Below are 25,942 nucleotides of genomic sequence, written 5' to 3'. Positions count from 1 at the left end.
TGCGGTCGTGTAAAGCGCTACTGGCCCTTTCGGCGTACCCGCAGCAGCTCCGCTACCGACCACGCCTGGAATGGGCAGCCGGTGGCGGCGTGCGGCGCGACACCGTCGGCCGTCTCGCTTACCGATCCTAGCCCATATTCGGTCAGATGGGCCTCAATGCCGACGAACACGTCATCGACTGACATCTTTCCCCTGTGGGCGGCATCGACGTACGGGCCGAGCAGCCACGGCCAGACCGTGCCCTGGTGGTAGCCCCCGTCCCGGTCGGCCGGGCCACCCCGGTGCCGGCCCACGAACTCCGGCGCGTCCGGGGCGAGGCTGCGCGGCCCGAGCGGGGTGAGCAGCCCACCCGCGATGCGGCGAAGCGTCGTCTCGTCCGGCTCCAGGGGTGCGAACGGCAGCGACCAGGCCAGCAGTTGGTTGGGGCGCAGCGCGTCGTCGTCGTGCAGGGCGGCCCCACCCAGCGGGTACGCCGGCGCAGGCGCGTCCAGCACGTCGTGCAGCCAGCCGGTCGGGGCCGGGAAGCGCTCCCGGAACGAGGCGGTTGCCTGCCGGTGCCGTCGCCACAGCTCGTCCGCGTCCTGCCCGGCCAGCTCGGCCAACTCGGCGAGCCCGGCCAACCCGTTGATCCACAACGCGTTGACCTCGACCGGCTTGCCGGTACGAGGGGTGACCGGCACGCCGTACACCCGGGCGTCCATCCAGGTCAGCGCGGTGCCCGGGGCGCCCTGGGTGAGCAGCCCGTCGGCCGGGTCGACGGCGATCCCGTACCGCGTGCCGGCCACATGGGCGTCGATCACGGCACGCAGCGCGGGCAGCAACTCGTCGCCGAGGTCGGTGTCACCGGTGACGGTGACGTGCCGGCTCACCGCGTGCAGGAACCACAGCGTGCCGTCGACGGTGTTGTACTCCACCCGACCGGTGTCGGCCGTGTTGGCCAGCATCCCCTCGGACAGCGTCGCCGCGTACGACCGCAGCAGCGCCCTTCCCAGGTCGGCGCGACCGGTGCAGAGGAACAACCCCTCGTAGGAGATCATCGTGTCCCGGGACCAGGCCCCGAACCACGGGTAGCCGGCGACCACGTCCGCCGCCGTGTCGTTGGTGCGCACCACGAACGCGTCGGCGGCCAGCGCCAGGGTGGCCTCCACGTCGTCGGCGGGCTTCGCCGTCGCCACCACCTGCCGGTTGCGTCGCCGGGCCGTCGCCACGATGCCCTCCGCCGGCCCGGGTTCCAGGTCGAGCTGACCGGCCCAGGCCCGCACCGACACCGTGTCGCCGGGGCGTTCCAGCTCGCCGGCGAAGCGTCCCGCGTACCAGAGGTCCTCGTCCGGCTGCAGACCCCGGTTGGCCTCCTCCCGGTGGTGCACGCCCAGCCACCACTGCCCCTCGGGCGTCCAGCCCGGGCCGGCCAGCCGGTACGCGCCCTCGACCACCGCACCGTCGGCCACCGACTCGACCTGCGGGGTCGGGCCGTCGGCCCGCCGTTCGCCGTGCGCGTCGCGCCAGGTGCAGGCGGCCGACAACTCCAGTCGGACGGGCCCGCCGGCGACCAGCCGGTGCACCACTGCCACGCAGGAGCGGCCGGGCAGCATGGCCAACTCCCGCTCGATCACCACCGCGCCGATCCGCCACCGCCACCGGGGCAGCCCGTCGACCAGGTCGAAGCGTTCCAACAGCTCGAAGCCGCGCGGGTCCACGTCGCCCGAGGACCACTCGTGCGCGCCGAGCCGCACCCGCGCGCCGGACGGCAGGGTGACCGCCGGGTCCAGACTGACCAGTCCCACTTGACGGGACGCCGGGGTTTCACCGGGGACCACCAGCAGACCGTGGTAGCGACGCGTCCGCAGCCCGGCGGCGGTGCCCATCGCATATCCGCCGAGACCGTCGGGGACCAACCACTCCCGGCTGGCCGCGCTGGTCAGATCGCCGCAGACCTGCGGGCCGAAGTGAATGTCAATCAACTTTCCTCCACCGGCGGCGGGGTGTAACACGCCACGACGAGAATGGCCGCTGTGGTCAAGTACCGCGGCGGCGTCGAAGATGTGCACGTGATCACTGACCGATCGTCCTCCGACGCCTCGCCACCCGACGCTGAGCGGCTCCGGCTCGCCCAGGCCGACTCGGGGGAGCAGGACTGGCGCGCATGGGGTCCCTATCTGTCCGAACGGGCGTGGGGGACGGTACGGGAGGACTACAGCGAGCACGGTACGGCCTGGGACTACTTTCCGCATGACCACGCGCGGTCCAGAGCCTACCGGTGGAATGAAGACGGGATGGCCGGCGTCTGCGACGAACGACAGACGTTCGCCTTCGCTCTTGCGCTGTGGAACGGCAGGGACCCGATCCTCAAGGAGCGGATGTTCGGGCTCGGGGGAGACAGCGGCAACCACGGGGAGGACGTCAAGGAGTACTGGTGGTACGAGGACTCCACGCCCACCCACTCCTGGATGCGCTGGCGCTACCACTACCCGCAGGCAGCCTTCCCGTACGACGAACTCGTCGCGGTGAACGCGCTGCGCGGCCGCGACGACACCGAGTACGAGCTGGTGGACACCGGGATCTTCGACGACGACCGGTACTGGGCGGTGACCGTCGACTACGCCAAGGCGTCCCCCACCGATCTCTGCATCGTGGTGACCGTCACCAACCGGGCCGACCGGGCGGAGACCCTGCACGTGCTGCCCACCCTGTGGTTCCGCAACACCTGGGCCTGGGGCCTGCCCGGCGGCGACCGGATCCCCCGGCTGACCGGCCAGGGCACCCGGCTCGTCGGCGAGCACCGGGTGCTCGGCCAACTGCTGCTGGAGGGCGACGGCGGGCCGGTGCCGCTGCTCTGTGACAACGACACCAACGCCGAGCGGCTCTGGGGCCTGCCCGGCCGCTCGCCGTACCCGAAGGACGGCATCAACGACCACGTGGTCAACGGCGCGGCCACGGTCAACCCGGCGCGGGAGGGCACCAAGGGCGCCCTGCACTACGTGCTCGACGTGCCGGCCGGTGGGCAGCGCCAGATCCGGCTGCGGCTGACCCGTACCGCGGCACCGCCGGCCGCCGCGCCGCCGCCCCCGGCGGACCTCAGCGACGGCTTCGAGGCGGTGGTCTGGGCGCGGCGGGCCGAGGCGAACCGGTTCTTCGCCGGGGTGATCCCGCCGGCCGCCTCCCAGGACGAGGCGCTGGTGGCCCGGCAGGCCATCGCCGGGTTGATGTGGGGCAAGCAGTTCTACCACTTCGACGTCAAGCGCTGGCTCGAAGGCGACCCGGGCTCGACACCACCGCCGGCCGGGCGCCGGCACGGGCGCAACAGCGCCTGGTGGCACATGACCAGCTTCGACGTCATCTCCATGCCCGACCCCTGGGAGTACCCCTGGTACGCGGCCTGGGACCTGGCCTTCCACTGCGTCAGCATCGCCCGGGTCGACCCCGGCTTCGCCAAGGAGCAGCTACTGCTCCTGCTGCGCGAGTGGTACCTGCACCCCAACGGGCAGATCCCGGCGTACGAGTGGGCGTTCGGCGACGTGAACCCGCCGGTGCACGCATGGGCGGCGCTGAAGGTGTTCGAGATCGACGGCGGCCGGGACTACGAGTTCCTGGCCCGGGTGATGCACAAGTTGCTGCTCAACTTCACCTGGTGGGTCAACCGTAAGGACACCGGCGGCAACAACGTCTTCGAGGGCGGTTTCCTCGGGCTGGACAACGTCGGGCCGTTCGACCGCTCGGCGGCGCTGCCGGTGGCCGGTGTGCTGGAGCAGTCCGACGGCACCGGCTGGATGGCCATGTACGCGCTGAACATGCTGGACATGGCGATCGTGCTGGCCGAGCACGACCGGACCTGGGTGGACACCGCCACGAAGTTCTTCGAGCACTTCGCCTACATCGCCGCCGCCGCGTACGAGCAGGGGTTGTGGGACGACGAGGATGCCTTCTTCTACGACGTGCTGCGCCTCGCCGACGGCACGAAGGTGCCGCTGAAGGTCCGTTCCGTCGTCGGTCTGCTGCCGTTGGCCGCGACGACCCGGCTCACCGCGAAGACCCTGCACCGCCTACCGGAGTTGGGCGCGCGGTTGCGCTGGTTCCTCACCAACCGCCCGGAGTACGCCCAGGTGATCGGCACCCGCCGGCTGGGCCCGGACGGCCGGCAGCAGCGGCTGCTGTCCATGGTCGGCCCGGACCAGGTGGTCCGACTGCTCGCCCGGATGTTGGACTCCGACGAGTTCCTCTCCGACTTCGGCCTGCGGACACTGTCCCGCGCCCACCTCGACAAGCCGTTCTCCGTCACCCTCGGCGGGCAGGAGTTCTCCGTCGGCTACGAGCCGGCCGAGTCGACCAGCGGCCTGTTCGGCGGCAACTCGAACTGGCGGGGTCCGATCTGGATGCCGACGAACTTCCTGCTGATCAGTGCGCTGCGGGACTACGCGGCGTTCTTTGGCGACGACCTTCAGGTGGAATATCCGACCCGCTCCGGGGTGAAGCACACCCTCGACGAGATCGCCGACGACCTCTCCGCTCGGCTGATCTCACTCTTCACTCAGGACGACTGGGGCCGACGGCCGATCTACGGTGCCGCTCAGATGTTCCAGACCCATCCGGACTGGCGGGACCTGATCGCGTTCCCCGAGTACTTCCACGGCGACAACGGGGCCGGCCTGGGTGCCTGGCACCAGACCGGCTGGACCGCCCTGGTGGCCGACCTGATCCTCACCCTGCGCCGCTGACGCCCGGCCTTTGCATGATGCGCTCGATCCACGTTGTAGTGGTGTCCCTGGCGCCGGGAGGCCACTCGATCCTGGATCGAGCGCGATCATGTGACCGGCACGGCCGTCAGGGCACCTAGCCGCTTGCCGCGTTGTGCTTCGCGACCAGGCTCGGGAGTTCGTCCAGCGAGTCGATGCGGAACAGGCACTGCTCGGCCACGGCCGGGAGGTCGAGGATGTGCCCCCACGGACCGCGCCGGATCAGACACGTCTTCATACCGACCCGCAGGGCCGGGCGTACGTCGTTGTCGGGCCGATCGCCGACGTAGAGGATCGAGGACGGATCGCCACCGCCCTCGCGGACGACCCGCTCGAAGAAGGCTGATGCCGGCTTCGCCACGCCCCAACCGTGCGAGGTGCCGACCGCGTCCACGGGGAGGTCGAGGGCGCGGAGAAGCGCTTCAGCATGAGCCGGCTGGTTGCCAGCCAGGCCCACGAACAGACCCTGATCCCGCAGGGAGGTCAGGCAGGCTCGCGCGTCGGGGTAGAGGTCGTCTTCGCCGAACGACTCGGGCTTGCCGGCAGCCGCTCGGCGCTCCAACTCGGCCGCGAGATCGAAATCGGGCCGGAAGACGCGGAACGTCTCCTGATAGTCCAGACCCCGGGCGATCACCGCACCGAAGACCGCCGAGAACGTGTGCCGCGGAACGCCGAGCCAGTCCGCCCAGGTCGCGAACTCGCGGGACTCGTCGAGAATCGTCCCACCGACATCGAAGAAGATCGCCTTGATCACTGCGTGCCCCCGTCGGTCGCGTCGCCGCTGGATCATAGACGGAATCGACGTTCGTGCTTCGTCGAGGAGACGCGCGACGAGGGGTTCGCCCGGATCTGCTGTCGGGGGTAGTTCCGGGGGTTCCCGGATATGTCCGTCGCGCCTACTGGTTCAGGATCGATCTCGACGAACTGTTCCCAGGGGGTCGGGATGAAGCGAGTACATCGGGCGTTGGTCACTGTGACCACGGCTTTGGCGGTGATCGGGGTGCCGGCCGTAGCCAGCGCCGCATCGAAGGACGCGGACCGCGGCGGGCTGCAGAAGCGGCTGGACGACGTCGTGGCCGCCGGCGCGGTGGGTGCGTTGGCGGAGGTGCGTGACGAGCATGGCGTGTGGCGAGGCGCCAGCGGTGTCGCTGAGTTGGGCAAGCCACGGCCGGCCCCGGTGGGGGGCCGGTTCCGGATAGGCAGCATCACGAAGACGTTCGTCGCCACCGTCGTCCTGCAACTTGTCGACGAGGGGCGGCTGCGGCTGGACGACACGGTCGACCGATGGCTTCCCGGAGCCGTTCCGGACGGTCACCGCATCACCCTGCGCCAACTGCTCAACCACACCAGCGGCCTGTACGACTATGTGCGTACCCTGCCGATGCCGCCGGGGCCGGAGTTCCTGAACAACCGGTGGCGGACCTGGAGCCCGGCCGAGCTCGTTCAGCGGGCGGTGGCCAACCCGCCGGTCTTCGAACCTCCGGGTTCGGCTTTCGCGTACTCGAACACCGCCTACCTTCTGCTCGGCCAGATCGTCGAGGAGGTCACCGGCCAGTCGTACGGGGAGGAGATCAAGCGCCGAGTCATCACACCGTTGCGGCTGCGCGACACCTCGGTACCGGGAACATCTTCGCGAATTGCCGGCCCGCATCCGCACGGCTACGTGCCGACAGGGCAGGACAGCGAGCGGAGCCTTCTCGACTACACGGAGATGAACCCGTCGGTGCTGGGCGCAGGCGGCGAGATGATCTCCACGACGAGTGACCTCAACCGGTTCTTCGCCGCACTGCTCGGTGGGCGCCTCCTGCCGGATCACCTACTCAAGGAAATGATGACGCCGGGTGTCGAGGGCGGAAGGTACGGACTCGGGCTGGCCTGGTGGCGGGACACCTCGTGCGGGGTTCGTGTGTACGGCAACGACGGCGATGCCCTGGCGTACCAGTCCTGGTCCTACCTGACCGAAGACCGGCGCCACCAGGTCACGATCGTGCTCACGCCCGACTTCGACGGTGACCCGGACGACGCCGTCGACGCGTTCCTGAACAAGGCCCTCTGCGGCTGACCCTCAGCCATGGGCTTCGACACAGACCCTAGTACGGGGGCGTGGGCGTCTCCGGCGACCGGTGGCGGGATCGTCGCGCGTCCGCCCCGGCGACGCCGAGCAGCACCACGGCGGCGACCGCGCCGGCGGTGAGCGGCTGGAGGTGCAGTGCTGCCGGGATCAGCAGGCCGAAGGCCAGCAGGCCGGCCAGCCGGGACCGGGACACCCGACCGAAGACCTGGTATTCGAGTGCCGATCGTCCGGCGAGGAAGAGCACCGGGCCGCCGAAGATGGGGATGAGCCAGGTCGCCGGGAGGTGCCCGAGCGGCTCGGCGATGAACAGCTCGAAGCCGACGCCGGTGAGCACGATCCCCGCGATCATGACCATGTGGGCGAACGCCATGTCGGTAGCGAGTCGGGCCGGGTTGCGGGAACGGTCGACGGCGGTGCCCAGCATTCCTCCCGCCACGTGGAAGTAGATCCGCCAGAGCAGGACTGTGCTCGCCAGCGCCAGGACGAACCCACCAGTCTGGTCGGTGTGGAACTCGCTGCCGCTGAAGGCGAGGCCGATAACGAAGATCGCCTCGCCGAGAGCGATGAGGAGGAACTGTTGGTAGCGCTCGGCCAGGTGCTCGGCCGCGATCATCTGGACGCCGAGCCGTCGCGCGCCGAGTCGGGGGGTCGGCCAGCCAAGGAACAGCCCGGTGTAGTCGGTCAGCACGGCGAGGGTCCAGAGTGCCCCGCGAACCGTGCCGTCGTTGACCAGCCCGCCGACGATCCAGAGCGGTGCGCTCAGGCCGAACCAGAACAGGATCCGGATCGACTGTTGGGGGTCCGGCCGGCCGTGCCCGGCGACGTAGAAGAACATCACTCGGCCGATCTGGAGGGTCACCAGGGTGATGGCGAAGAGGGAGGCGCGTGCGCCGAAGCCGTGTGGCACGGCGACGGCCATCGTCATGGCACCGACCAACGTCATGATGATGACGGTCTGGACGATCGGGGCGTCCGGGTCCAGCCAACTCGTCGACCAGACCGTCACCGACCAGACCGCCCACAGCGCCAGGAACAGCAGCAGAGCCTGGCCGAGGCCCGCGTACACGCCGCGCTGGCCGTCGGTGAAGTCTTCGATCAGCCGCGCCGAGATCCGGGTGAGGGCGAAGACGAAGACCAGGTCGAGGAAGAGCTCCAGAAAGGTGGCCCGCTGGCGGGTGGCTTCGCTGCGCAACAGTCTGTCGGGGGTGTTCCTCATCGGCTCGCCACGCGCCGGTGTCGCCGAACGACCACGTGCCCTCCCGTCGCGGTGATCTCCTCGCCTAACGAGCCAGGGGGCGGCTGTGGCACGTGGAGCGAAGGGGCCGGCCCACCACAACAGTCACCAATCCGTCACCCGACCGCTACGGCAGGTGTACGCCTCTACGCTCGTGGACGTGCCCGGACCTTCCGAGAAGGCCACCGAACAGGACCGGCGTGACCTCATCGTGGCGGTCGCGCGAGAGCTGGCCGAGGCGGAGGGCTGGGCGGGTGTGACCACCCGACGGCTCGCCGAACGAACCCAGATCGACATGGGCGACATCTATCGGCACTTCGCCGATCTGGAGGCGCTTATCGCCGCCGTCGCCGTGTGCGCCTTCGCCGACCTGGCCGCCGACCTCGCCGAGGCGCACGCGGAGGCCGCCGGCAACCCCGAGGGTGCCTGGCCGGCGGTCGCGAGCGCGTACCTCGACTTCGCGTACACGAATCCGGAGGTCTATGACGCGATGCTCGCGCTGACCCCCGACCTGGCCCTCGGCGTCGATGGGGTGCCGGCCGCGCCCCGGGCGGTCTTCGCCGAGCTGCGTGCGGCCCTGACCCCGCTGGCCGAGGGCCGGGACCCGGACACCCTCACCGAGGTGGGCTGGAGCCTGCTGCACGGCGTCGTGATGCTCACCCGGGGCGGCCGACTCCGACCCGAGGGGCAGGAGGAGCGGGAGGCGTTGATCGCACAACGGTTGCTGCGCTGGCCGTGACATCGCGCCGAGAAATGGCTGGCCCATCTCGCGCCTATCCTGTTTCCTCGGCCTTTCCCAGAGTGGGCACGAGAAGGAGATGGCATGACGGTCAGCGAGACGGCCCGGCGGCAGGCACAGGTGCTGATCTTCGACGCGGACGACACGTTGTGGGAGAACAACGTCGTCTTCGAGCGGGTGATCGACGACTTCCTCGAGTGGCTCGACCACCCCACCCTGGATCGGGCCGAGATCCGGATGATCCTCGACGACATCGAGCGGGCCAATGCGGTGGCACACGGGTACGGCAGCAAGGTCTTCCTGCGCAGTCTGGCCGAGTGCCTGGAGCGGCTGCGTGAGCGGCCCACCACCGACGCCGAGCGCAAGGAGATCGACCGGCTGTCGATGGCCCTCGTCGAGCACCGGGTCGAGCTGATGCCCGGCGTGGCCGACGCGCTCGACGAGCTGGCCGGCCGGTACGAACTGCTGCTGCTGACCAAGGGGGACCGGGCGGAGCAGCAACGCAAGCTGGACGCCTGCGGGCTGCTGCACCACTTCCGGGCCGCGCACATCGTCGCCGAGAAGACCGTCGAGACGTACCGGTGGCTGGTGCGGGAACACGGCTTCGACCCGTCCGGTGCCTGGATGATCGGCAACTCCCCGAAGTCGGATATCCTGCCGGCGCGGGCTGCCGGGCTGAACGCGGTGTTCATTCCGAACGAGAACACCTGGGTGTTGGAAGACGACGAGCTGGACCCGACCGACGCCGGTGTCCTGCGGCTGGCCGCGTTCCGCGACCTGCTGCGGCACTTCTGACCGCCCCGACCACTCCGGGGGGCGACCCGAACAGCCCGCTCCGGGCGGCGACCCGAACAGCCCACTGCGGGCGGCGACCCGAATAGCGCTGGCGAGCAGAGCCGCGTTACGGCGACATGCCGTTTTTCCATTCTGAGATCAGTCATGCCGCTATTGGCCCCGCTGCGCTTGTCCGGCACCGCACGACCCGCCTAACCTGGGCCGGCGCTCTCGGCCGGGGGGGACTCGCCGGGCGCGTGCCGAGCGTCCGGCGGATGCGCACCGTGGAGCTGAGTGCAGAACGGTCGGACGGTCGGGGTCAGAGCCGGGTCGTTGCGGGCCCGGCTCTGACCACCACATCAACCGGGTGGCCGTGCCGGTCAGGAAACCTCGCCCCGGACGATCGCCACCGCCACCCTGCAGAACTCGTCCATGTCCGGGTTGAACCCGGCCGCGATGTCGGGATGCAACCCGGAGCGGGTCTCCTCCAACAGCCGCTGGCAGACCTGCTCGACCGGCTCGCCGGCGTAGCCGGTACGGACCCGGTCGGTGGCTGCCTGAAGCGCCGAGGTCAGCTGCTCCTCCAGCGGGCCCCGCAGCTTCTGCTGCACAGGGTCGAGCCCGCGCGGGTCGAGCGTGACATGTGGCTCCGACATCGGTGCTCCCTTCGTCGGCGTCCGCGGTACCCCACCGCGAACGTCGGTCAAACCCCGGTCGGTACGGCCGCGACCCGCACCCGATACGAGAAGGTTTCCGCCGGTTCCTCCTGGTACGACAATCGGCGGATCTGCCGGTCGTCGTCGTAGAGGGCGACGTCCACCAGCACGCCGAGGTGGGCGAGGCCGATGGTCGACACCCGCTTCTTGTCCTGCAGCACCGCGCAGACGCCGCCGAGCAGGGTGCTGGCGTCGTTCGTCCGGTGCCCGGGCGGGCAGCGCAGGACCAGGTCCACCTCGATCGGCCCGGGCAACGGCGTCCAACCGGTGCGCTGGGCCGCCGTGAGGGCGGCTTGGAGCAGGTCGCGGACCCTCGTCGCCTGCCGATGCCCGGCGGCGAAGATGGACAACGCTTCGGTCTTGACCGGTGGCAGGCCGCTCACCTCGAACGTCAGGGCGAGAGCGCGGGTGTCCTGCACGACGGCACCTCCTCGTTGGGACGATCCTGCCGAACCGGGGGAGCGGCGGTGGGGCGTTCCCGCGATTACCAACCGATCGGGCAGGCTGGGATGGGCCGGAGGCGTGTCGACGGCGGCGGCGAACGCACTGGCTGCGGCGTTGGGAAAACGCTAGCGGACACCGCCCGCGCTCGGTAGTCGGTCGTTCACCCAATAGACCGCGGTGCGAAGGCACAGAACTCGTTGCCCTCCGGGTCGGCCAGCACCCACCAGTTGCTGCGCGCGCTGGGCTCCCGCAACAGCGTCGCACCGGCGCCGATCAGCGCGGTGGGCTCCGGGTCGACCAGATCGACGTCCCAGTGCAGCCGGTTCTTGACCGTCTTGGGCTCGGGCACCCCGGTGAAGACCCAGTAGTCCCAGGGGAAGCCGGAGGCGTCGACCACCGACGAGTCGGTCGACCCGTACTCGACGGCACCGCCGAGCACACCAGCCCACCAGGTCGCCTGGGCGGCCGGGTCGGTCGAGTCGACGACCAGCTCGAACGGGCCGGGCCGGGTGCCTTCCTTGGCGGGGAACGCGCAGAATTCGTTGCCCTCCGGGTCGTCGAGCACCCACCAGTGCGCGTGGCTGTCCGGTTCGCGGACCACTCGGGCGCCATCCGCGAGCAACGCCGCCGGCTCCGCGTCGGCCAACCGCAGATCCAGGTGTACGCGGGTCTTGCCGACCCGAGGCTCGGGCACCCGGTTGACCCAGATCGACTCGGCGTTCGAGCGTGCCGAGCGGGGGTCGACCCGGGTGTCGCCGTCGCCGGCGTCGGCCACGTCTGCGTTGAGCACCCGGGCCCAGAAGGCGCCCAGGGCGAGCGGGTCCGCGGCATCCAGACAGAGATCCTTGAAGCGTGCGATCACGATCCGTGCTGCCTGGCGTAACCGACGAACGCCTTCCAGGCCGCCGGGTCGACGTGCAGGGTGCCGCCGTCGCGGTCCTTGGTGTCGCGCACCAGGACCACGTGCGGCAGGTTGTCGGCGACCTCGACACAGGCACCGCCGTTGCCGCCGGACCTGGTCGACTTCCGCCACTGCGGGGTCAGCATGTCCATGACTTCGCCACTTCCTTGATCAGGTCGATTGACTGCCGGCGCGGAAGCGCTTCGTTCCGCACGATCTCCCATGTCTTCGCCAGCTTAGCGACGTCGGCCGGCGCATCGACGATCTGCGCGGTGAGCTGGTTGTCGGCATAGGTCACGCGCTCGCCGTCCGGCATCTCGGCGAGGATGAACTGGCCGCCCATCCCCAGGTACATACCAGCATCCGCCGGCACGATGTGCACCTGGATATGCTCCGCCGCCGCCAGTTTGACCAGGTGCTCACACTGCTCGACCATCAGCCCCGGCTGGTCGAGCACCGGCCGACGCAGCACGGCCTCGTCCAGGACGGCGATGAGCTGAGGCGGGCGAGGACGCTGGAGGATCGCCTGCCGCTCCAGCCGGGAGGCGACAATCCGGTCCACGTCCTCCGCGTCGAACCGGCCACCGGCCAGCGTCGCGCGGGCGTACCGCTCGGTCTGGAGCAGACCCGGCACGTACGCCAGCTCGAACCAGCGCAGCGTGGTCGCCTCCCGCTCGAACTCGATCCACTCGCGGAGCCAGGCCGGCTCTGCGTCGAGCTGGGCCAACCTCTCCAGCATGCGCAGGAATCGTCCGCTGGTCTCGTGGTGGGCGTCGACAGCCCGCATGTACTCCTTTGTGGGTGGTCGTCCGCCGGTCTCCACCGAGCTGACGTGCGAGCCCGAATACCCGATGCCCTTGCCGAAGTCGTCCTGACTGAGCCCTGTCGCCGCCCGGAACAGGCGTAGCTCCTCCAGCACGTAGTCGGTGACGGTCCCCATCAATTCCCCAACCTTCGCTCAGTGTGGCTCGGCCTGTCCCTCATGGGTGCTCACCTGGACGGCTGAGCTGCACGGATGACGCGAGCACGTATCGACGGTAGTCGCGTCATCACCACACTGTCACCAGTGGCGGGTCCGCTGGTGGCCGGAATGGCGGCGGTGGGCCCTGCACCCGGGGTCGCTCCCGTTTCCCCCGTGCGGGAGCGGCCCCTTCCCCGTCCCCGAGGAGGTCGATGTGTTCAGCCCGATAGACCAGCAGCCCGCGGTGCGGTGGCGGTGATGGTGGTCCGGCCGCCCGTCCCGCACGTCGCCATGCGCCCGCTGTGGCGGTGCCGGAACTGTGGCAGGGAGTGGCCCTGCCAGCCGGCCAAGCTCGCCCTGTTGACGGAGTACCGGGCCAGCCGGACCGCACTGCTCATCTACCTCGGCACCCTGATGCACGAGGCGACGAACCAGCTCACCCAACTCCACCCGGATCATCCGCCGGCCCGGATGACCGAGCGCTTCCTCTCCTGGGCGAGGGCCCGGAGCTGACGCTCGGCTCGCCGTGGTTCATCCCGGGAAGTGGATCAGCGGCACCCCGTCGGAGTACCCGGGTCCCTCGCCGGTGAGAACCGCGGCGTCGTGGGTCAGGCCCGCCACGGCGGCTGCCGCCAGGTCGAAGCGGCGGGTCCTGCGCTGCCAGAAGGTCAGCTCCGGCAGGTCCTGCGCCCGCTCCGGTAGCAGTGCGCAGGCGGGCAGGGCCAGCAGCTTGTGCAGCAGGGCCAGGTCCTTGCCGGTTGCCATGTTCAGAGCTTCGGCGGCTGCCACCACCGGCACCCCGAACCGCACCCCGTCCTCGATGACCTCGTGGACGGGTTCGCCCACGTGCACCGTCCGGAGGACGGCGTATCCCAGCAGGGCCGACCGGTCCAGGACCAGCCGGACCGGTGGTGTCGTCTCCGAGGTCATGCGGCGTCGGCGCGGGGAGCAGCATCGTCGCCGTTCATCTCGGCCTCCATGACGGCGCGGATCTTTGCGCGCTCGGCCTCGAACCGCTCCGGGGGCCACTCGGCTTCCACGCCCAGGCGGCGTGCCCGAGCCTCAGCGACACCCTGCTCGGTGACGTGAATGCCGGCGGCGAGCAGCAATTCCTTGTGCTCCTCCACCCGCCTGCGTCGACGCACCGACTCCGTGACGTAGGCACTGGCCATGCGGTTGCCCTGGCTCTCCAGGATCTGACCCACGTCCGGGGGAACGGAGATCGTGAAGCGGCGCTGAGGCTCTGTCATACGCGCAGCTTACACCTGTCATACTGCCGCGCCACTGCACGGACACTCGCTGTGACAGCCAGGTTTCGCGGCTTCACGGGTGGGGCAGTGTAGCCGCACAGAGCATCCGAGCCGGAGTGTTTCCGCAGCTTCCCGGCTTGGAGACGGCTCGCCGTGCGCCGGGGCGCGGATGCCCCTCCCCGGTCTTCGCCGAAGAGAGGGGGAGGGCGATGACGGACCCCGAAACGGCTCGACACCGGCGTCGGCCGATTGTTCGGCTCGGAGCGGCGGCCGCCGCGATGGCGCTGCTCGCGCCGCTGGCCGCGTGCGGCGCGGACGACACTGGTGGCCCACCGACACTCAACCTGTATTACCCGCCCGAGCAGAACCTGCAGAAGGTCGTCGACGACTGCAACGCCCAGGCCCAGGGGCGGTACGAGATCGCCTACCGGGTGCTGCCCCGGCAGGCCGACGACCAGCGGGTGCAGATGGTGCGCCGGCTGGCCGCCGAGGACAGCGGGATGGACCTGCTCGGCCTGGACGTGACCTGGACCCAGGAGTTCGCCAGCGCCGACTGGATCCGCGAGTGGACCGGCCAGGACAAGGCCGAGGTCGAGCAGGGCACCCTCGCCGGGCCGCTGGAGACCGCCCGCTACGAAGACAAGCTGTACGCGGCGCCGAAGAACACCAACGTCCAACTGCTCTGGTACCGCAAGGACCTGGTGCCCCAGCCGCCGACGACCTGGGACCAGATGATCAGCGCGGCCCAGCAGCTGAAGGACCAGGGCAAGCCGTACCAGGTGCTCACCATGGGCGCCCAGTACGAGGGTCTGGTCGTCCTCTACAACACCCTGGCCGAGAGCGCCGGTGGGAAGATCCTCAACGACGACGGCACGAAGGCCGAGATGGACGAGGGCACGGTTCGGGCGCTGGAGCAGCTCCGCCGCTTCGCCACGTCGGGCGTGACCTCGCCGTCGTTCAGCAACGCCACCGAGGACCCGGTGCGGCTGGAGTTCCAGTCCGGCTCGGGCGCGTTCCAGGTGAACTGGCCGTTCGTCTACCCGGCCCTGCAGGAGGCGGACCCGGAGCTGGCCAAGCAGGTCGGCTGGGCCCGGATCCCCGGCGTCGACGAGGGCACCCCCAGCAAGGTCACCATCGGCGGGGTCAACCTGGCGGTCAGCTCCTACTCGAAGCACCCGGAGCTGTCGTTCGAGGCCGCCCGGTGCATCCGTAGCGCCGAGCACCAGAAGTTCTCCGCCATCAACGACGGTGTGCCACCCACCATCGAGGAGGTCTACGACGAGCCGGAGATGACCGAGGCGTACCCCATGAAGGACACCATCCTGGAGGAGCTGAAGGACCCGGCGACCCGTCCGCTGACCCCGGCCTACCAGAGCATCTCCACAGTGATGTCGGCGATCCTGTCCCCGCCGTCGGGCATCCGCCCGCAGCAGACCGCGGACGAGCTGCGCGACGCCATCGCCGACGCCCTCCAGTCGAAGGGGGTCCTGCCGTGAGCATCAACGCCACGCCGACCGGCGCCGATGTCGCCGCCGACGAGACCAGCGGATCCACCGGCCAGCGTGCCACCGTGCCCACCCAACGCGGCAGCCGTCGCAAGTCGCCGTTGAGCGAGAACAAGAAGGCCGAACGCAAGCTCGGCCTGCTGCTCTGCGCGCCCGCGGCGCTGGTCATGGTCGCAGTGACCGCGTACCCGATCATCTATTCGTTCTGGCTGTCGTTGCAGCGCTACGACCTGCGCTTCCCGGACCAGCGCGAGTTCATCGGCCTGGAGAACTACGTCACCGTGCTCAGCAACGAGTTCTGGTGGACCGCGTTCGGGGTGACAACGCTGATCACGGTGGTCACCGTGGCCGTCGAGCTGGTGCTCGGCATGGGCCTGGCGATCATCATGCACCGCACCCTGGTCGGTCGCGGCCTGGTCCGGACCTCGGCGCTGATCCCGTACGGGATCGTCACCGTGGTCGCCGCGTTCTCCTGGCGGTACGCCTGGACGCCCGGCACCGGCTACCTGGCCGACCTGTTCAGTGACGGTGCGCCGCTCACAGAACGGGCCAGCGCCCTGGCGATCATCATGCTCGCGGAGATCTGGAAGACCACCCCGTTCATGGCGCTGCTGCTGATGGCCGGGCTGGCGCTGGTGCCGGAGGACCTGCTCAAGGCGGCCTCCACCGACGGCGCGACCGCCTGGCAGAAGTTCACGAAGGTGATGCTGCCGGTGATGAAGCCGGCGATCCTGGTCGCGCTGCTGTTCCGCACGCTGGACGCGTTCCGGGTCTTCGACAACATCTTCGTGCTCACCGCCGGAGGCAACGAGACGTCGTCGGTGTCGATGCTCGCCTACAACAACCTGCTCCGGGGTCTCAACCTCGGTATCGGCTCGACGATGTCGGTGCTGATCTTCATCACCGTGGCGATCATCGCCTTCGTCTTCGTGAAGCTGTTCGGCACCGCTGCCCCCGGCAGCGACGACTCCGAGAGGCGCTGACATGGCTGTCGAAACCACTGCGCGGGCGAAGGTGCGCTGGGGTCTGCTGGACGTCCTCGTGGTCGTCTTCGCGATGGTCCCGGTGCTGTGGATCGCCTCGCTGTCGTTCAAGACGCCGGCCACCCTCACCGACGGGAAGTTCATCCCCCGGGAGTGGACGCTGGACAACTACCGGACGATCTTCGAAACCGACCAGTTCGTCCGGGCGCTGGTCAACTCGATCGGCATCGCGTTGATCGCCACGCTGATCGCGGTGGTGCTCGGCGCGATGGCCGCGTACGCGATCAGCCGGCTGGACTTCCCCGGCAAGCGGCTGCTGGTCGGCGTCTCGCTGCTCATCGCGATGTTCCCGCAGGTGTCGCTGGTGTCGCCGCTGTTCGAGATCGAGCGTCAGCTCAAGATCTTCGACACCTGGCCCGGGCTGATCCTGCCGTACATCACCTTCGCGCTGCCGCTGGCGATCTACACGCTGTCGGCGTTCTTCAAACAGATCCCGTGGGATCTGGAAAAAGCGGCGAAGATGGACGGCGCCACCCAGGCGCAGGCGTTCCGGCGGGTGATCGCTCCGCTGGCCGCGCCCGGGTTGTTCACCACGGCGATCCTGGTCTTCATCTTCTGTTGGAACGACTTCCTGTTCGCCATCTCGCTGACCTCCACCGAGCGGTCACGCACCGTGCCGGCCGCGTTGTCGTTCTTCACCGGCGCGTCGCAGTTCGAGGACCCCACCGGGGCGATCTGCGCCGCCGCCGTGGTGATCACCGTTCCGATCATCCTGTTCGTCCTCTTCTTCCAGCGCCGCATCGTGTCCGGCCTGACCTCCGGCGCAGTCAAGGGATAGGTGAGTAGTCATGGCTGACATCGTGCTCGACAAGGTGAGCAAGAGTTTCCCGGACGGGACCGTCGCCGTGCAGGACGTCGACCTGGAGATCGCCGACGGCGAGTTCGTGATCCTGGTCGGACCCTCGGGCTGCGGTAAGTCCACCACCCTCAACATGATCGCCGGTTTGGAGGACATCAGCTCCGGCGAACTGCGCATCGCCGGGCAGCGCGTCAACGACAAGGCTCCCCGAGACCGGGACATCGCCATGGTGTTCCAGTCGTACGCGCTCTACCCGAACATGACAGTGCGGGAGAACATGGCGTTCCCCCTGCGGCTGGCGAAGCTGGACAAGGAGACCATCAACCAGAAGGTCGACGAGGCGGCGAAGGTGCTGGAACTGGTTCCGCTGCTCGACCGCAAACCCGCCAACCTCTCCGGCGGTCAGCGTCAGCGGGTGGCGATGGGCCGGGCGATCGTCCGTCAGCCGAAGGCGTTCCTGATGGACGAGCCACTGTCCAACCTCGACGCCAAGCTGCGGGTGCAGATGCGCACGGTGGTGTCCCGGTTGCAGAAGAAGCTCGGCACCACCACCGTCTACGTCACCCACGACCAGACCGAGGCGATGACCCTCGGCGACCGGGTGGTAATCATGCGCGGCGGCGCGGTGCAGCAGGTCGGTGCTCCACAGGAGCTGTACGACCACCCGCGCAACCTCTTCGTGGCCGGCTTCATCGGTTCGCCGTCGATGAACTTCCTGCACGCCGCCGTGCAGGACGGCGGGCTGCACACCGCACTGGGCGATGTGCCGCTCGGCGACCGGGTACGCCGCGAACTGGAGGCAGCGGACGCGCCCCGCGAGCTGATCCTCGGCATCCGCCCCGAGCACTTCGAGGACGCCGAGCTGGTCGACCACGACACCCGTCGCCGGGGCATCGAGTTCGAGGCGCCGGCGGACATCGTCGAGTCGATGGGCTCGGACAAGTACGTCTACTTCACCGTGGAGGGGGAGCGGGCCAGCGCCGCCGAGCTGGAGGAGTTGGCCGCCGACGCCGGTGCGGCCGACTTCGCCGGTGCCGGCGGCAACCTCGTCACCCGGCTGTCCGCCGAGTCACCAGTTGTCGAGGGGCAGTCGCGCCGGGTCTGGTTCAACCTGGAGAAGATCCACCTGTTCGACCCGGCCAACGGCCGCAACTTGACCCTGCACGAGGGTCGGGCGGCCGGCGCGCTCGCCGACTGACGGCGCCGCCACGACGGGGCCGGTGGGTTCGCCCGCCGGCCCTCGTCGTGACCCTGCGGCATTGGCGGCAGGTCGGGCAGCGGTCAGGCCAACCAGTCGTAGCGGGCCGGCAGCCCGAGGAAGTCGGCGTACCGCCCCAGCGCCTGCTCCACCCGGGCGCGCGTGGCAGCGTCCAGCGTCGTCAGCGGCTGGATCGTCACAGTGACCCCGGACCGGCCGATCTTGCGCTTCCACACCCCCACGACCCGGCCGGCGCGCACCACCGTGGCCTGGAAGATGCCGTTGTTGCCCGGCACCACGGCCGCCTGGTGCGCCGGGTCGAGCATCAGCGTGCGGTCCCGGTAGCCGAGCAGGTACTCATCGAACCCGGGCAGCGCGAGCACGTCGTCCAGCGACGTCCGCGCGTCCGCCAACGCGATGTCGGCCAGCGCCGCGTCGACGTGCATCGGCTCGTCCTCCACCCGTACGGTGCGCAGCACGTCGGCGGCGGCGGCGAGCCCGCGCCGCGCGTCGGTCAGGGTGAGGCCGCTCCAGCCGGCGAACTCGCGGGCAGTGACCGGCCCGTGCCCGCGGGCGTAGCGGTGGGCGAGCAGGGCCAGCGCCTCGTCCCGATCCAGGTGGCGTTGCTCGGGCGCCCACTCGTCGAGCAGAGCGAAGGTCTGCTCGGTGCCGACGTTGGGTGCCACGCAGGTCACCCCGCGCACACTCGCGTACCAGAGCAGGTGGTAGCCGCGCTGACCGTCGGTCGCCACACCCGCCGCGCGAAAGACCGCCAGGCACTCGCCCCGAGTGAGCCGGCCCCCGCCGGCCAACGCGGCGCCGAGCACGTCCACCGCCCGGTCCGCGTCCGCGTCGGTGAGCCCGAGCTGCGCCCGGCGGGTCGCCGCGCCCGCCAGCGAGCGGACGCCGGTCAGCTCCAGCATCCAGCGGGCGTCGGCGGGTGGGACGAGGTGCACGGTGCCCCGCATCGGCCACGTGCGCAGCGCCTCGCGCCGCTCCAGCGCCGCCTGCACGTCGGCGACGGTCCGCCCCGGCAGCCGAGCGCCCAACGACCACAGGCCACTCGCCAGATCCTGCGCCTGCATCGCGCCGAACCACTCGACCACGTCGGCGACGCCACCGGGTCGGGCGCTCGGGTGGGCCCGCAACAGCAGGCTCGTCATCCGCAGGTCGAGCGCCTCGGATGCCGTGAGTTCCCTGGTCATCGGATTCCTTCCCCGGAGGTGGTTGCGCCAGGGTAGGGCACGCGATTGGGCACCGGGTGCGGCATAACCGCCCACGTAGTGGGAAGGCGGCCATCCGGAAGTGCGCGCGCCGCGCGTACGGAAGGGAGCCTCATGACTGCCGCAAGCGAGCCGGCCCGGGGTGCCGGCGCACCGGCCGGATCCCGGACCCACCGGGGGAACAGCCAGGCGAAGACGAGCGCCGCCGCGACCTTTGCCCTGGTGTTCGGGGTGGCCGGTCTGTTCAGTGCGTTGACGGCGATCCTCGCCTGGCTGGGGCTGGTGCTCGGCATCATCGGGATCGTCCTCGGCATCGTCGGCCTCAAGATGGCCCGCCGACCGGGGGTCACCGGCCGTGGCGTGTCGATCGGCGGCCTGGTGCTCAGCATCCTGGCCGTACTGATCGGCTTGGGGCTGGCTGCGGGCATCACCACCTTCATCAACAACGAGAACGCGGTGGACCGCCTCCAGACCCAGGTCGACAAACTGCGCGACAAGCTCGACTGACGCCCGCGGGACCGGCATGGTCGGCCGGGGCGGCTGCCCGTCACGGCCGATCACAGTAGGGTGGGCGGCGTGCTCCGCCAGGTCACCGCGATCCGCTACGTCACCCCGCTACGCGAGGGTGGGTCGCTGCCTGGCGTGGTGGAGGCCGACGACCTGGGCACGTACGTGGCGAAGTTCCGGGGCGCCGGCCAAGGGCCCAAGGCGCTGATCGCCGAGGTGATCTGCGGTGAGCTGGCCCGCCGGCTGGAGCTGCGGGTGCCCCCGCTGGTCGTGCTCGACATCGACCCGGTGATCGGGCGAGCCGAGCCCGACCAGGAGGTGCAGGAGCTGCTGCGCAACAGCGGGGGCGCCAACCTGGGGATGGACTTCCTGCCCGGGGCGCTGGGTTTCGATCCGCTGGCGCACCCCGTCGACCCGGCACTGGCCTCCCGGGTGCTCTGGTTCGACGCGTACGTGGAGAACGTCGACCGGAGCTGGCGCAACCCCAACCTGCTGGTCTGGCACCGGGAGCTGTGGCTGATCGACCACGGCGCCTCGCTGTACTTCCACCACAACTGGCCGCGCGCGGGCGGCGCCGTGCACCGGGCGTACCGCGCCGACGACCACGTGCTGGCCCCGTACGCGTCCCGACTGGCCGAAGCCGACGCCGAGTTGGCGCCCAGGGTCACCCCGGAGCTGCTCACCGAGGTGCTGGCGCTGGTGCCCGCGGACTGGCTGACCGCCGCCGACTTCGACTCGGCGGATGCCGCCCGGGCCGCGTACCTGGAGCACCTGTCGGCCCGGATGACCCGCACGGCGGACTGGCTGCCGCAGGGGAGCGCGGCATGAGGCATCCGTTCGAGTACGCGCTGATCCGGTTGGTGCCCCGCATCGAGCGCGGCGAGCAGATCAACGTCGGGGTGCTGCTCTACTGCCAGCAGCGTGACTTCCTGGCCGCGCGTACACACCTGGACGCCGACCGGGTCCGCGCGCTGGCACCCGACGTGGACCTGCCGGAGGTGGCGGCGGTGCTCGGCTCCTGGGACCGGACCTGCTCCGGCGACGGGCCGGCGACCCGGATGCGGCTCGGTGAGCGGTTCCACTGGCTGGCCGCACCGCGCAGCACGATGATCCAGACCGGCCCGGTGCACACCGGGCTCACCCTCGATCCGGCGGCCGAGTTGGACCGGCTGATGGCAGCCCTGGTCCGCTGAGCGGCAGCGGCAGCGGCCGGCGGCAGCTGGTCACGCTGGGCGGCCCCTGATCACGCTGCGCCAGCGCCGTTGCTGGCGGAGCGTGATCCCCCGTTCAGGTGCACGATGCGGGGCGACGGCTGGTTCCCGTCGGCACCGGTGGCATCAGGATCGCCGTCCGCGCGGGTCGAGGGGGCGAAACAGTCGGGAATTTTGCGGAAAATTCACGTCCGGCGACCGGCACGGGGAAGCGCGCGGGCGCTGCCGTTAGAGGTCGTGCTCACCGGGTAGTCGCGGGAGCTGACCCGAGACGAGAAGGGGAACATCTGATGGCTGCCCAGATCAAGGTAGCGGTGATCTATTACAGCGCCACCGGCACCACGTACCAGATGGCGCAGGCCGTGTGCGAGGCCGCCGGGGATGCCGGGGCCGACGTCCGCCTGCGCAAGGTGCGCGAGTTGGCGCCGGACGAGGCGATCCGCTCCAACTCCGGCTGGCAGGCGCACCACCTGGAAACCCAGGATGTGCCCGAAGCGATGCTCGACGACCTGTCCTGGGCCGACGTCGTGATCCTCGGCGCGCCGACCCGGTACGGCATCATCGCCGCTCAGCTCAAGCAGTTCATCGACACGTCCGGCCCGCTCTGGGCGCAGGGCGCGCTGGCCAACAAGGTCTACGCGGGCTTCACCTCGTCCGGGACCTTGCACGGGGGGCAGGAAACCACGCTGACCTCGCTCTTCAACGTCTTCTACCACTGGGGCGGCATCGTGGTCACGCCCGGATACACCGATACCAGCCAGTTCATCGCCGGAAACCCGTACGGCGCCTCGCACACGAGCAACAACGGGGAGATCCCCCCGGACTCCGTGGCACTCGGGGCCTGCGCGCTCACCGCGCGGCGGGCGGTGCAGATCGGGGCGGCGCTGAAGGCCGGCATGGCTGGGTGACGGCGGCGGCGAGCCCGGTGACGTCGACTGCGACAGGTGGCGCGGGCGGGGGCTCTCGGCCCGCCCACGCCACCTGTCGATCCAGCCCTACCCCGAGGCGGGGCGACTATGCACGTCCGCTGGCGGCGGACAACTCGTCGGTGCGCGGTGCCGGCAGCAGGTCACTCAACAGCTCGCTCAGCACCGCGAGCCCGTCCGGGCTGAGCACCGACTCCGGGTGGAACTGCACCCCGGCGAAGCCGCGCCCACGCAGCGCGTGCACGGCGCCGTCGCCGGCGTCCCGAGCCAGCTCCACCGGCCCGTACGCGGTGGCCAGCCGGTCCGCCTCTGCGCGGGCGGTGAACGTCGAGTAGAACCCGACCCGCCGGGTCCGGCCGAACAGCGGCACCTCCCGCTGCAACCCCTGATAGGTCGCCTCCCGGCGGTGCAGTGTCAGCCCCAGCAGCCCGGCGAGCGCCTGATGGCCGAGGCAGACCGCGAGGGTGGGTCGGCCGGTCGCCAACAGCCCGGCCAGCAGCCTGCGCAGCGCCACCATCTTCGGCTCGTCCAGGCTGCCCGGGTCGCCCGGCCCGGGACCCGCCACCACCAGGTCGTACGAGTCGACCGGGCCGCCGACGTGCCACGGTCGCAGCGTGACCGTGAGCCCCAGAGCGCCGAGCTGGTGCGCCAGCATCCCGGTGAACGTGTCCTCGTTGTCCACGATCAGGGCCCGCCGGCCGACCAACCCGGGCAACCCCGGCGCGTCCGGTGCCCGCTGATCCAGCCAGAACCGGGCCAGCGGTGCGTTACGGGCGGCCAGCGCCTCGCGTACCGCCGGGTCGTCGGCCAGTCGCGCGACCGGCCCGCCGCCGCCGCCGGGCGCCGCCGGCCCGAGGCCGAGCGCGGCCAGCACACCGGCCGCCTTGGCGTGCGTCTCGGCCACCTCGCCGGCCGCCGTCGAGTGTCGGACGAGGGTGGCTCCCACCGGCACCCGCAGCCGGCCGGTGGGCGAGATCTCGGCGGTGCGGATCAGGATCGGCGCGTCGAGTGTCTGCCGGCCGGTCTCGTCGTGGCCGAGCAGGGCCAGCACGCCCGCGTAGTAGCCCCGGCCCCGGCGCTCGTGCCGGGCGATCACCCGGCAGGCGTTCTCCATGGGGCTGCCCGTGACGGTGGGGGCGAACATCGTCTCGCGCAGCACCTCCCGCACGTCACGGGTGCCCCGCCCGGCGAGCAGGTACTCGGTGTGCGCCAGGTGCGACATCTCCTTCAGGTACGGACCGATCACCTGGCCGCCGTGTTCGGCGACGGTGGCCATCATCTTCAACTCCTCGTCGAGCACCATGTACAGCTCCTCGACCTCCTTCTCGTCGGCGAGGAAGCGCAGCAGGGCCGCCCGGTCCGCGGTGCCACCGGCGCTCCGGAACGTGCCGCTGATCGGATTCATCATCACCAGCCCGTCGTCGACGCTGACGTGCCGCTCCGGGCTGGCGCCGACCAGCGTCCGTGCGCCGGTGTGCACCACGAACGTCCAGTACGCGCCACGCTCGTTGACCAGCAGCCGGCGCAGCGCGGCCAGCGCGGCAACCAGCGGTGGACCCTGCACGGTGGCGTGCAGGGCGCGGTGGATGACGAAGTTCGCGCCCTCACCGTGGCCGATCTCCTCGGCGAGCACCCGCTGCACCGTCCGCGCGTACTCCTCGTCGCTGACGTCGAAGGCGGCATCGATGGTGCGGACCGGTTCGTCGGGCAGCATGGCCAGAGCGTCAGCCAGCGCGATCCGTCGGTGCTCGCGGATCTGGAGGCACTCCAGCGGGGCGCCGTCGTCGACGCAGGCGAACCCGCGTTCGGTGATCTGCCGGTACGGCACCAGGGCCAACGTCCGCGCCCCGGGGGTGCCCGGCGTCAACGGGATGTCCGCGAGCCGCTCGACGGTGTCGACCGGGCCGGTGAACAGCTCCAGTTCGTCCGCGCCGTCGCGGCGCAGCAGCGCGAAGGGGCCGGGATCGACACCGTCGGCGACGGCGGCGAGCAGGTCGGTCAGGTGGGTCATCGGAGTCTCCGTCGAGCCGGGCGCCGCCGTCGGGGCGGGCTCTCCGGACGGGAGATCCGGGCGACCGCCTCGATGGCGGCCGCGTGGATGGAGCTACGCGCGGAAGTGGGCCGCCAGGTTGGCGGGCCACCAGCAGGTCAGATGCGCGAGCATACGATCCACCCTACGCCCCCGGCGCGCGCCTGACACCGGGTAACTTGACCGGCGATGAACATTCTCGCGCTCGATCTGGGCACCTCCTCCGTACGCGGGCTGGTGCTGGACGCGGACACCCGGCCGCTGCCCGGCGCCCTGGCCCGGCGCAAGATCGACCTTGCCATCGGCGACGACGGCACCGGCACGCTGTCCGGGCCCGACTATCTCGCCTCCCTGGTCGATTGCCTGGACGAGCTTGCCGACGCGGGGCACCTGCACGACGTCAACCTGGTGGCGGTCTCCGCCCAGTGGCACTCGGTGCTCCCCCTCGACCACGGCGGCACCCCCCTCGGCCCGGTGATCACCTGGCTGGACACCCGGCCCGTGCCGGTCGGCGGCACGGCGGGGCCGGCCGACCCGGACGGCTTCCACCAGCGCACCGGCTGCTGGTGGCACCGCTCGTACTGGTCGATGCGGTTGCCCTGGTTGCGTGAGCAGTCCGGCACCCCGATCGCCCGGTTCGTCGGCCTGCCCGAGTACGTGCTGGGTGAGCTGCTCGACGCGGCACCCATGTCGGTTTCCCAGGCTTCCGGGACCGGTCTGCTCGATCTGAGCACTCTGCGCTGGGATGACGAGGCTCTGACGTTGGCCAGGGCGCGACCCCAGGACCTGCCGCCCCTCGGCGAGTTGGACTGGCACGGCCGGCTCCGGGCCGAGAAGGCCCGCCGCTGGCCGCAGCTGGCGCAGGCCCGGTGGTCACCGCCCGTCGGCGACGGTGGTGCGTCGAACGTCGGCTCCGGTTGCGTCGACCCGAGCCGCGCGGCGGTCACCGTGGGCACCTCCGCGGCCGTCCGGCTGATGCAGCGCATCCCGGCCGGCGAACCGATGCCTCGGCTGCCCGAGCGACTGTGGCGTTACCGGGTCGACCACGACCACGTGGTGACCGGTGCGGCGTACGCCAGTGGGGGCAACCTGTTCGCCTGGGCGGACCGGGAGTTGCGGTTGCCCCAGGGGGCGGAGCTGGACGCGGCGCTGGCGCTGGTGCCGGCGGGCGGTGGCCGACCGGCCGACCCCCGCTTCGGTGGCGACCGGCCGCCGGGTCTGGCACCGGCGGGCACCGGCCGACTCGGCGGCCTGAGCTTCAGCACCACCTCAGTGGACATTCTGGCCGGGCTGATGCAGGGGCTGTGTGAGCTGGTCGCCGGGGATCTCGCGGTGCTGGAGTCCACGATCGACAAGCCGGTCGGTGTGGTGCTGGGCGGGGGCGCGGTGGCAGCCTCCACGTGGTGGCGGCAGGCCTTCGCCGCCGCGCTCGCACCGCGACCGGTGTCGCACCAACGCAACCCGGAGATCGGCGCCACCGGCGCGGCACTGGTGGCGTTGGGTCGGTTCGGTGACGCGGCCGACCTCGCCGACATCGGCCGGACGGACGAGCTGGTTCTGCCGACCACGGCAGGACGTTCCCACCCGCAGTATCCTTCCTGAACCTCGGCGATGCCCGGGCCGTTGACAGCGCCCCCGGGCCTGGTTGGATGGACTGCGCTCCCCGGACCGCGGTGGA

At 70.6% G+C, this 25,942-nt stretch carries 26 protein-coding genes; 14 read left to right on the top strand and 12 right to left on the bottom strand.

Annotation, left to right across the window (positions count from 1 at the left end; genetic code table 11):
* Window positions 1–17: 17 nt before the first annotated feature.
* Complete coding sequence (locus JOD64_RS04325; protein WP_204941014.1) at window positions 18–1,961, bottom strand: amylo-alpha-1,6-glucosidase; 1,944 nt, start codon at window positions 1,959–1,961, stop codon at window positions 18–20.
* A 42-nt stretch (window positions 1,962–2,003) separates the two neighbouring features.
* Between JOD64_RS04325 and JOD64_RS04320 the strand changes: the two genes are divergently transcribed.
* Window positions 2,004–4,712 carry an MGH1-like glycoside hydrolase domain-containing protein gene (locus JOD64_RS04320; RefSeq protein WP_204941013.1) on the top strand — a complete coding sequence of 903 codons (2,709 nt, stop codon included), beginning with the start codon at window positions 2,004–2,006 and terminating at the stop codon, window positions 4,710–4,712.
* Window positions 4,713–4,827: 115 nt separating this feature from the next.
* On the opposite strand, the gene JOD64_RS04315 is transcribed toward JOD64_RS04320, so the two are convergent.
* Window positions 4,828–5,484 carry an HAD family hydrolase gene (locus JOD64_RS04315; RefSeq protein WP_443673907.1) on the bottom strand — a complete coding sequence of 219 codons (657 nt, stop codon included), beginning with the start codon at window positions 5,482–5,484 and terminating at the stop codon, window positions 4,828–4,830.
* Between the two features lie 189 nt (window positions 5,485–5,673).
* Between JOD64_RS04315 and JOD64_RS04310 the strand changes: the two genes are divergently transcribed.
* Window positions 5,674–6,792, top strand: a complete 1,119-nt coding sequence (locus tag JOD64_RS04310; protein WP_204941011.1) for a serine hydrolase domain-containing protein — start codon at window positions 5,674–5,676, stop codon at window positions 6,790–6,792.
* A 28-nt stretch (window positions 6,793–6,820) separates the two neighbouring features.
* Here the strand turns inward: JOD64_RS04310 and JOD64_RS04305 are convergent, their stop codons facing one another.
* Window positions 6,821–8,020 carry a low temperature requirement protein A gene (locus JOD64_RS04305; protein WP_204941010.1) on the bottom strand — a complete coding sequence of 400 codons (1,200 nt, stop codon included), beginning with the start codon at window positions 8,018–8,020 and terminating at the stop codon, window positions 6,821–6,823.
* A 178-nt stretch (window positions 8,021–8,198) separates the two neighbouring features.
* On the opposite strand from JOD64_RS04305, the gene JOD64_RS04300 reads away from it, so the two are divergent.
* Window positions 8,199–8,777 (top strand): TetR/AcrR family transcriptional regulator, encoded by a 579-nt coding sequence (locus JOD64_RS04300; protein ID WP_307813233.1) that lies wholly within the window; start codon window positions 8,199–8,201, stop codon window positions 8,775–8,777.
* Between the two features lie 84 nt (window positions 8,778–8,861).
* Window positions 8,862–9,572, top strand: a complete 711-nt coding sequence (locus JOD64_RS04295; RefSeq protein ID WP_204941008.1) for an HAD family hydrolase — start codon at window positions 8,862–8,864, stop codon at window positions 9,570–9,572.
* 359 nt (window positions 9,573–9,931) lie between these two features.
* Here the strand turns inward: JOD64_RS04295 and JOD64_RS04290 are convergent, their stop codons facing one another.
* The 5 genes from JOD64_RS04290 to JOD64_RS04270 all read right to left on the bottom strand — a co-directional run bounded on the left by JOD64_RS04290 (window position 9,932) and on the right by JOD64_RS04270 (window position 12,552).
* Window positions 9,932–10,207 (bottom strand): hypothetical protein, encoded by a 276-nt coding sequence (locus tag JOD64_RS04290; RefSeq protein ID WP_110561761.1) that lies wholly within the window; start codon window positions 10,205–10,207, stop codon window positions 9,932–9,934.
* Between the two features lie 47 nt (window positions 10,208–10,254).
* On the bottom strand, window positions 10,255–10,686 hold the full coding sequence (locus JOD64_RS04285) for a RusA family crossover junction endodeoxyribonuclease (protein WP_204941007.1): 432 nt from the start codon (window positions 10,684–10,686) through the stop codon (window positions 10,255–10,257).
* Window positions 10,687–10,871: 185 nt separating this feature from the next.
* Entirely contained in the window at window positions 10,872–11,573 is a 702-nt protein-coding gene (locus JOD64_RS04280) for a VOC family protein (protein WP_204941006.1), read from the bottom strand.
* On the bottom strand, window positions 11,570–11,758 hold the full coding sequence (locus JOD64_RS04275; protein WP_204945886.1) for a DUF397 domain-containing protein: 189 nt from the start codon (window positions 11,756–11,758) through the stop codon (window positions 11,570–11,572). Before JOD64_RS04275 ends, JOD64_RS04280 begins: the two co-directional genes overlap by 4 nt.
* Complete coding sequence (locus JOD64_RS04270; protein ID WP_204941005.1) at window positions 11,752–12,552, bottom strand: helix-turn-helix domain-containing protein; 801 nt, start codon at window positions 12,550–12,552, stop codon at window positions 11,752–11,754. The genes JOD64_RS04275 and JOD64_RS04270 overlap by 7 nt, the downstream gene beginning before the upstream one ends.
* 381 nt (window positions 12,553–12,933) lie before the next feature.
* On the opposite strand from JOD64_RS04270, the gene JOD64_RS32810 reads away from it, so the two are divergent.
* The gene (locus JOD64_RS32810) at window positions 12,934–13,086 is read left to right on the top strand and encodes a hypothetical protein (RefSeq protein WP_239559403.1); all 153 of its coding nucleotides are present in this window, start codon (window positions 12,934–12,936) and stop codon (window positions 13,084–13,086) included.
* Window positions 13,087–13,104: 18 nt separating this feature from the next.
* On the opposite strand, the gene JOD64_RS04260 is transcribed toward JOD64_RS32810, so the two are convergent.
* Together JOD64_RS04260 and JOD64_RS04255 are read right to left on the bottom strand one after the other, a co-directional pair.
* Entirely contained in the window at window positions 13,105–13,503 is a 399-nt protein-coding gene (locus JOD64_RS04260) for a hypothetical protein (protein WP_204941003.1), read from the bottom strand.
* On the bottom strand, window positions 13,500–13,823 hold the full coding sequence (locus JOD64_RS04255; protein WP_204941002.1) for a hypothetical protein: 324 nt from the start codon (window positions 13,821–13,823) through the stop codon (window positions 13,500–13,502). Before JOD64_RS04255 ends, JOD64_RS04260 begins: the two co-directional genes overlap by 4 nt.
* A 209-nt stretch (window positions 13,824–14,032) precedes the next feature.
* On the opposite strand from JOD64_RS04255, the gene JOD64_RS04250 reads away from it, so the two are divergent.
* From JOD64_RS04250 to JOD64_RS04235, 4 genes are read left to right on the top strand one after another with little or no spacing between them, the layout of a single operon-like run.
* Window positions 14,033–15,319 carry an ABC transporter substrate-binding protein gene (locus JOD64_RS04250; protein WP_204941001.1) on the top strand — a complete coding sequence of 429 codons (1,287 nt, stop codon included), beginning with the start codon at window positions 14,033–14,035 and terminating at the stop codon, window positions 15,317–15,319.
* Window positions 15,316–16,311, top strand: a complete 996-nt coding sequence (locus tag JOD64_RS04245; RefSeq protein ID WP_307813231.1) for a carbohydrate ABC transporter permease — start codon at window positions 15,316–15,318, stop codon at window positions 16,309–16,311. Before JOD64_RS04250 ends, JOD64_RS04245 begins: the two co-directional genes overlap by 4 nt.
* 1 nt (window position 16,312) lies before the next feature.
* Window positions 16,313–17,149 carry a carbohydrate ABC transporter permease gene (locus JOD64_RS04240; RefSeq protein WP_204941000.1) on the top strand — a complete coding sequence of 279 codons (837 nt, stop codon included), beginning with the start codon at window positions 16,313–16,315 and terminating at the stop codon, window positions 17,147–17,149.
* A gap of 10 nt (window positions 17,150–17,159) precedes the next feature.
* A complete protein-coding gene (locus JOD64_RS04235; protein ID WP_204940999.1) occupies window positions 17,160–18,368 on the top strand; it encodes an ABC transporter ATP-binding protein in 1,209 nt (402 codons plus the stop codon).
* Between the two features lie 83 nt (window positions 18,369–18,451).
* Here JOD64_RS04235 and JOD64_RS04230 read toward each other — a convergent pair whose 3' ends face one another.
* On the bottom strand, window positions 18,452–19,573 hold the full coding sequence (locus tag JOD64_RS04230) for a winged helix DNA-binding domain-containing protein (RefSeq protein WP_204940998.1): 1,122 nt from the start codon (window positions 19,571–19,573) through the stop codon (window positions 18,452–18,454).
* Between the two features lie 132 nt (window positions 19,574–19,705).
* Between JOD64_RS04230 and JOD64_RS04225 the strand changes: the two genes are divergently transcribed.
* The 4 genes from JOD64_RS04225 to wrbA all read left to right on the top strand — a co-directional run bounded on the left by JOD64_RS04225 (window position 19,706) and on the right by wrbA (window position 22,217).
* Entirely contained in the window at window positions 19,706–20,098 is a 393-nt protein-coding gene (locus JOD64_RS04225) for a DUF4190 domain-containing protein (RefSeq protein WP_204940997.1), read from the top strand.
* Window positions 20,099–20,167: 69 nt separating this feature from the next.
* Entirely contained in the window at window positions 20,168–20,926 is a 759-nt protein-coding gene (locus JOD64_RS04220) for a HipA family kinase (protein WP_204940996.1), read from the top strand.
* On the top strand, window positions 20,923–21,291 hold the full coding sequence (locus JOD64_RS04215; protein ID WP_204940995.1) for a DUF3037 domain-containing protein: 369 nt from the start codon (window positions 20,923–20,925) through the stop codon (window positions 21,289–21,291). Before JOD64_RS04220 ends, JOD64_RS04215 begins: the two co-directional genes overlap by 4 nt.
* A gap of 308 nt (window positions 21,292–21,599) precedes the next feature.
* Window positions 21,600–22,217: an NAD(P)H:quinone oxidoreductase gene (wrbA, locus tag JOD64_RS04210; protein WP_204940994.1), complete on the top strand. Its 618-nt coding sequence runs from the start codon at window positions 21,600–21,602 to the stop codon at window positions 22,215–22,217.
* A 106-nt stretch (window positions 22,218–22,323) separates the two neighbouring features.
* Here the strand turns inward: wrbA and JOD64_RS04205 are convergent, their stop codons facing one another.
* A complete protein-coding gene (locus tag JOD64_RS04205; protein ID WP_204940993.1) occupies window positions 22,324–24,246 on the bottom strand; it encodes an anthranilate synthase family protein in 1,923 nt (640 codons plus the stop codon).
* Between the two features lie 207 nt (window positions 24,247–24,453).
* Between JOD64_RS04205 and JOD64_RS04200 the strand changes: the two genes are divergently transcribed.
* A complete protein-coding gene (locus tag JOD64_RS04200; RefSeq protein WP_204940992.1) occupies window positions 24,454–25,866 on the top strand; it encodes an FGGY family carbohydrate kinase in 1,413 nt (470 codons plus the stop codon).
* Window positions 25,867–25,942 lie beyond the last annotated feature (76 nt).

The sequence above is a fragment of the Micromonospora luteifusca genome (genome assembly GCF_016907275.1).
In the GTDB taxonomy this organism is placed as follows: Bacteria; Actinomycetota; Actinomycetes; order Mycobacteriales; family Micromonosporaceae; genus Micromonospora; species Micromonospora luteifusca.
This window is presented reverse-complemented; position numbering and strand designations above follow the sequence as displayed.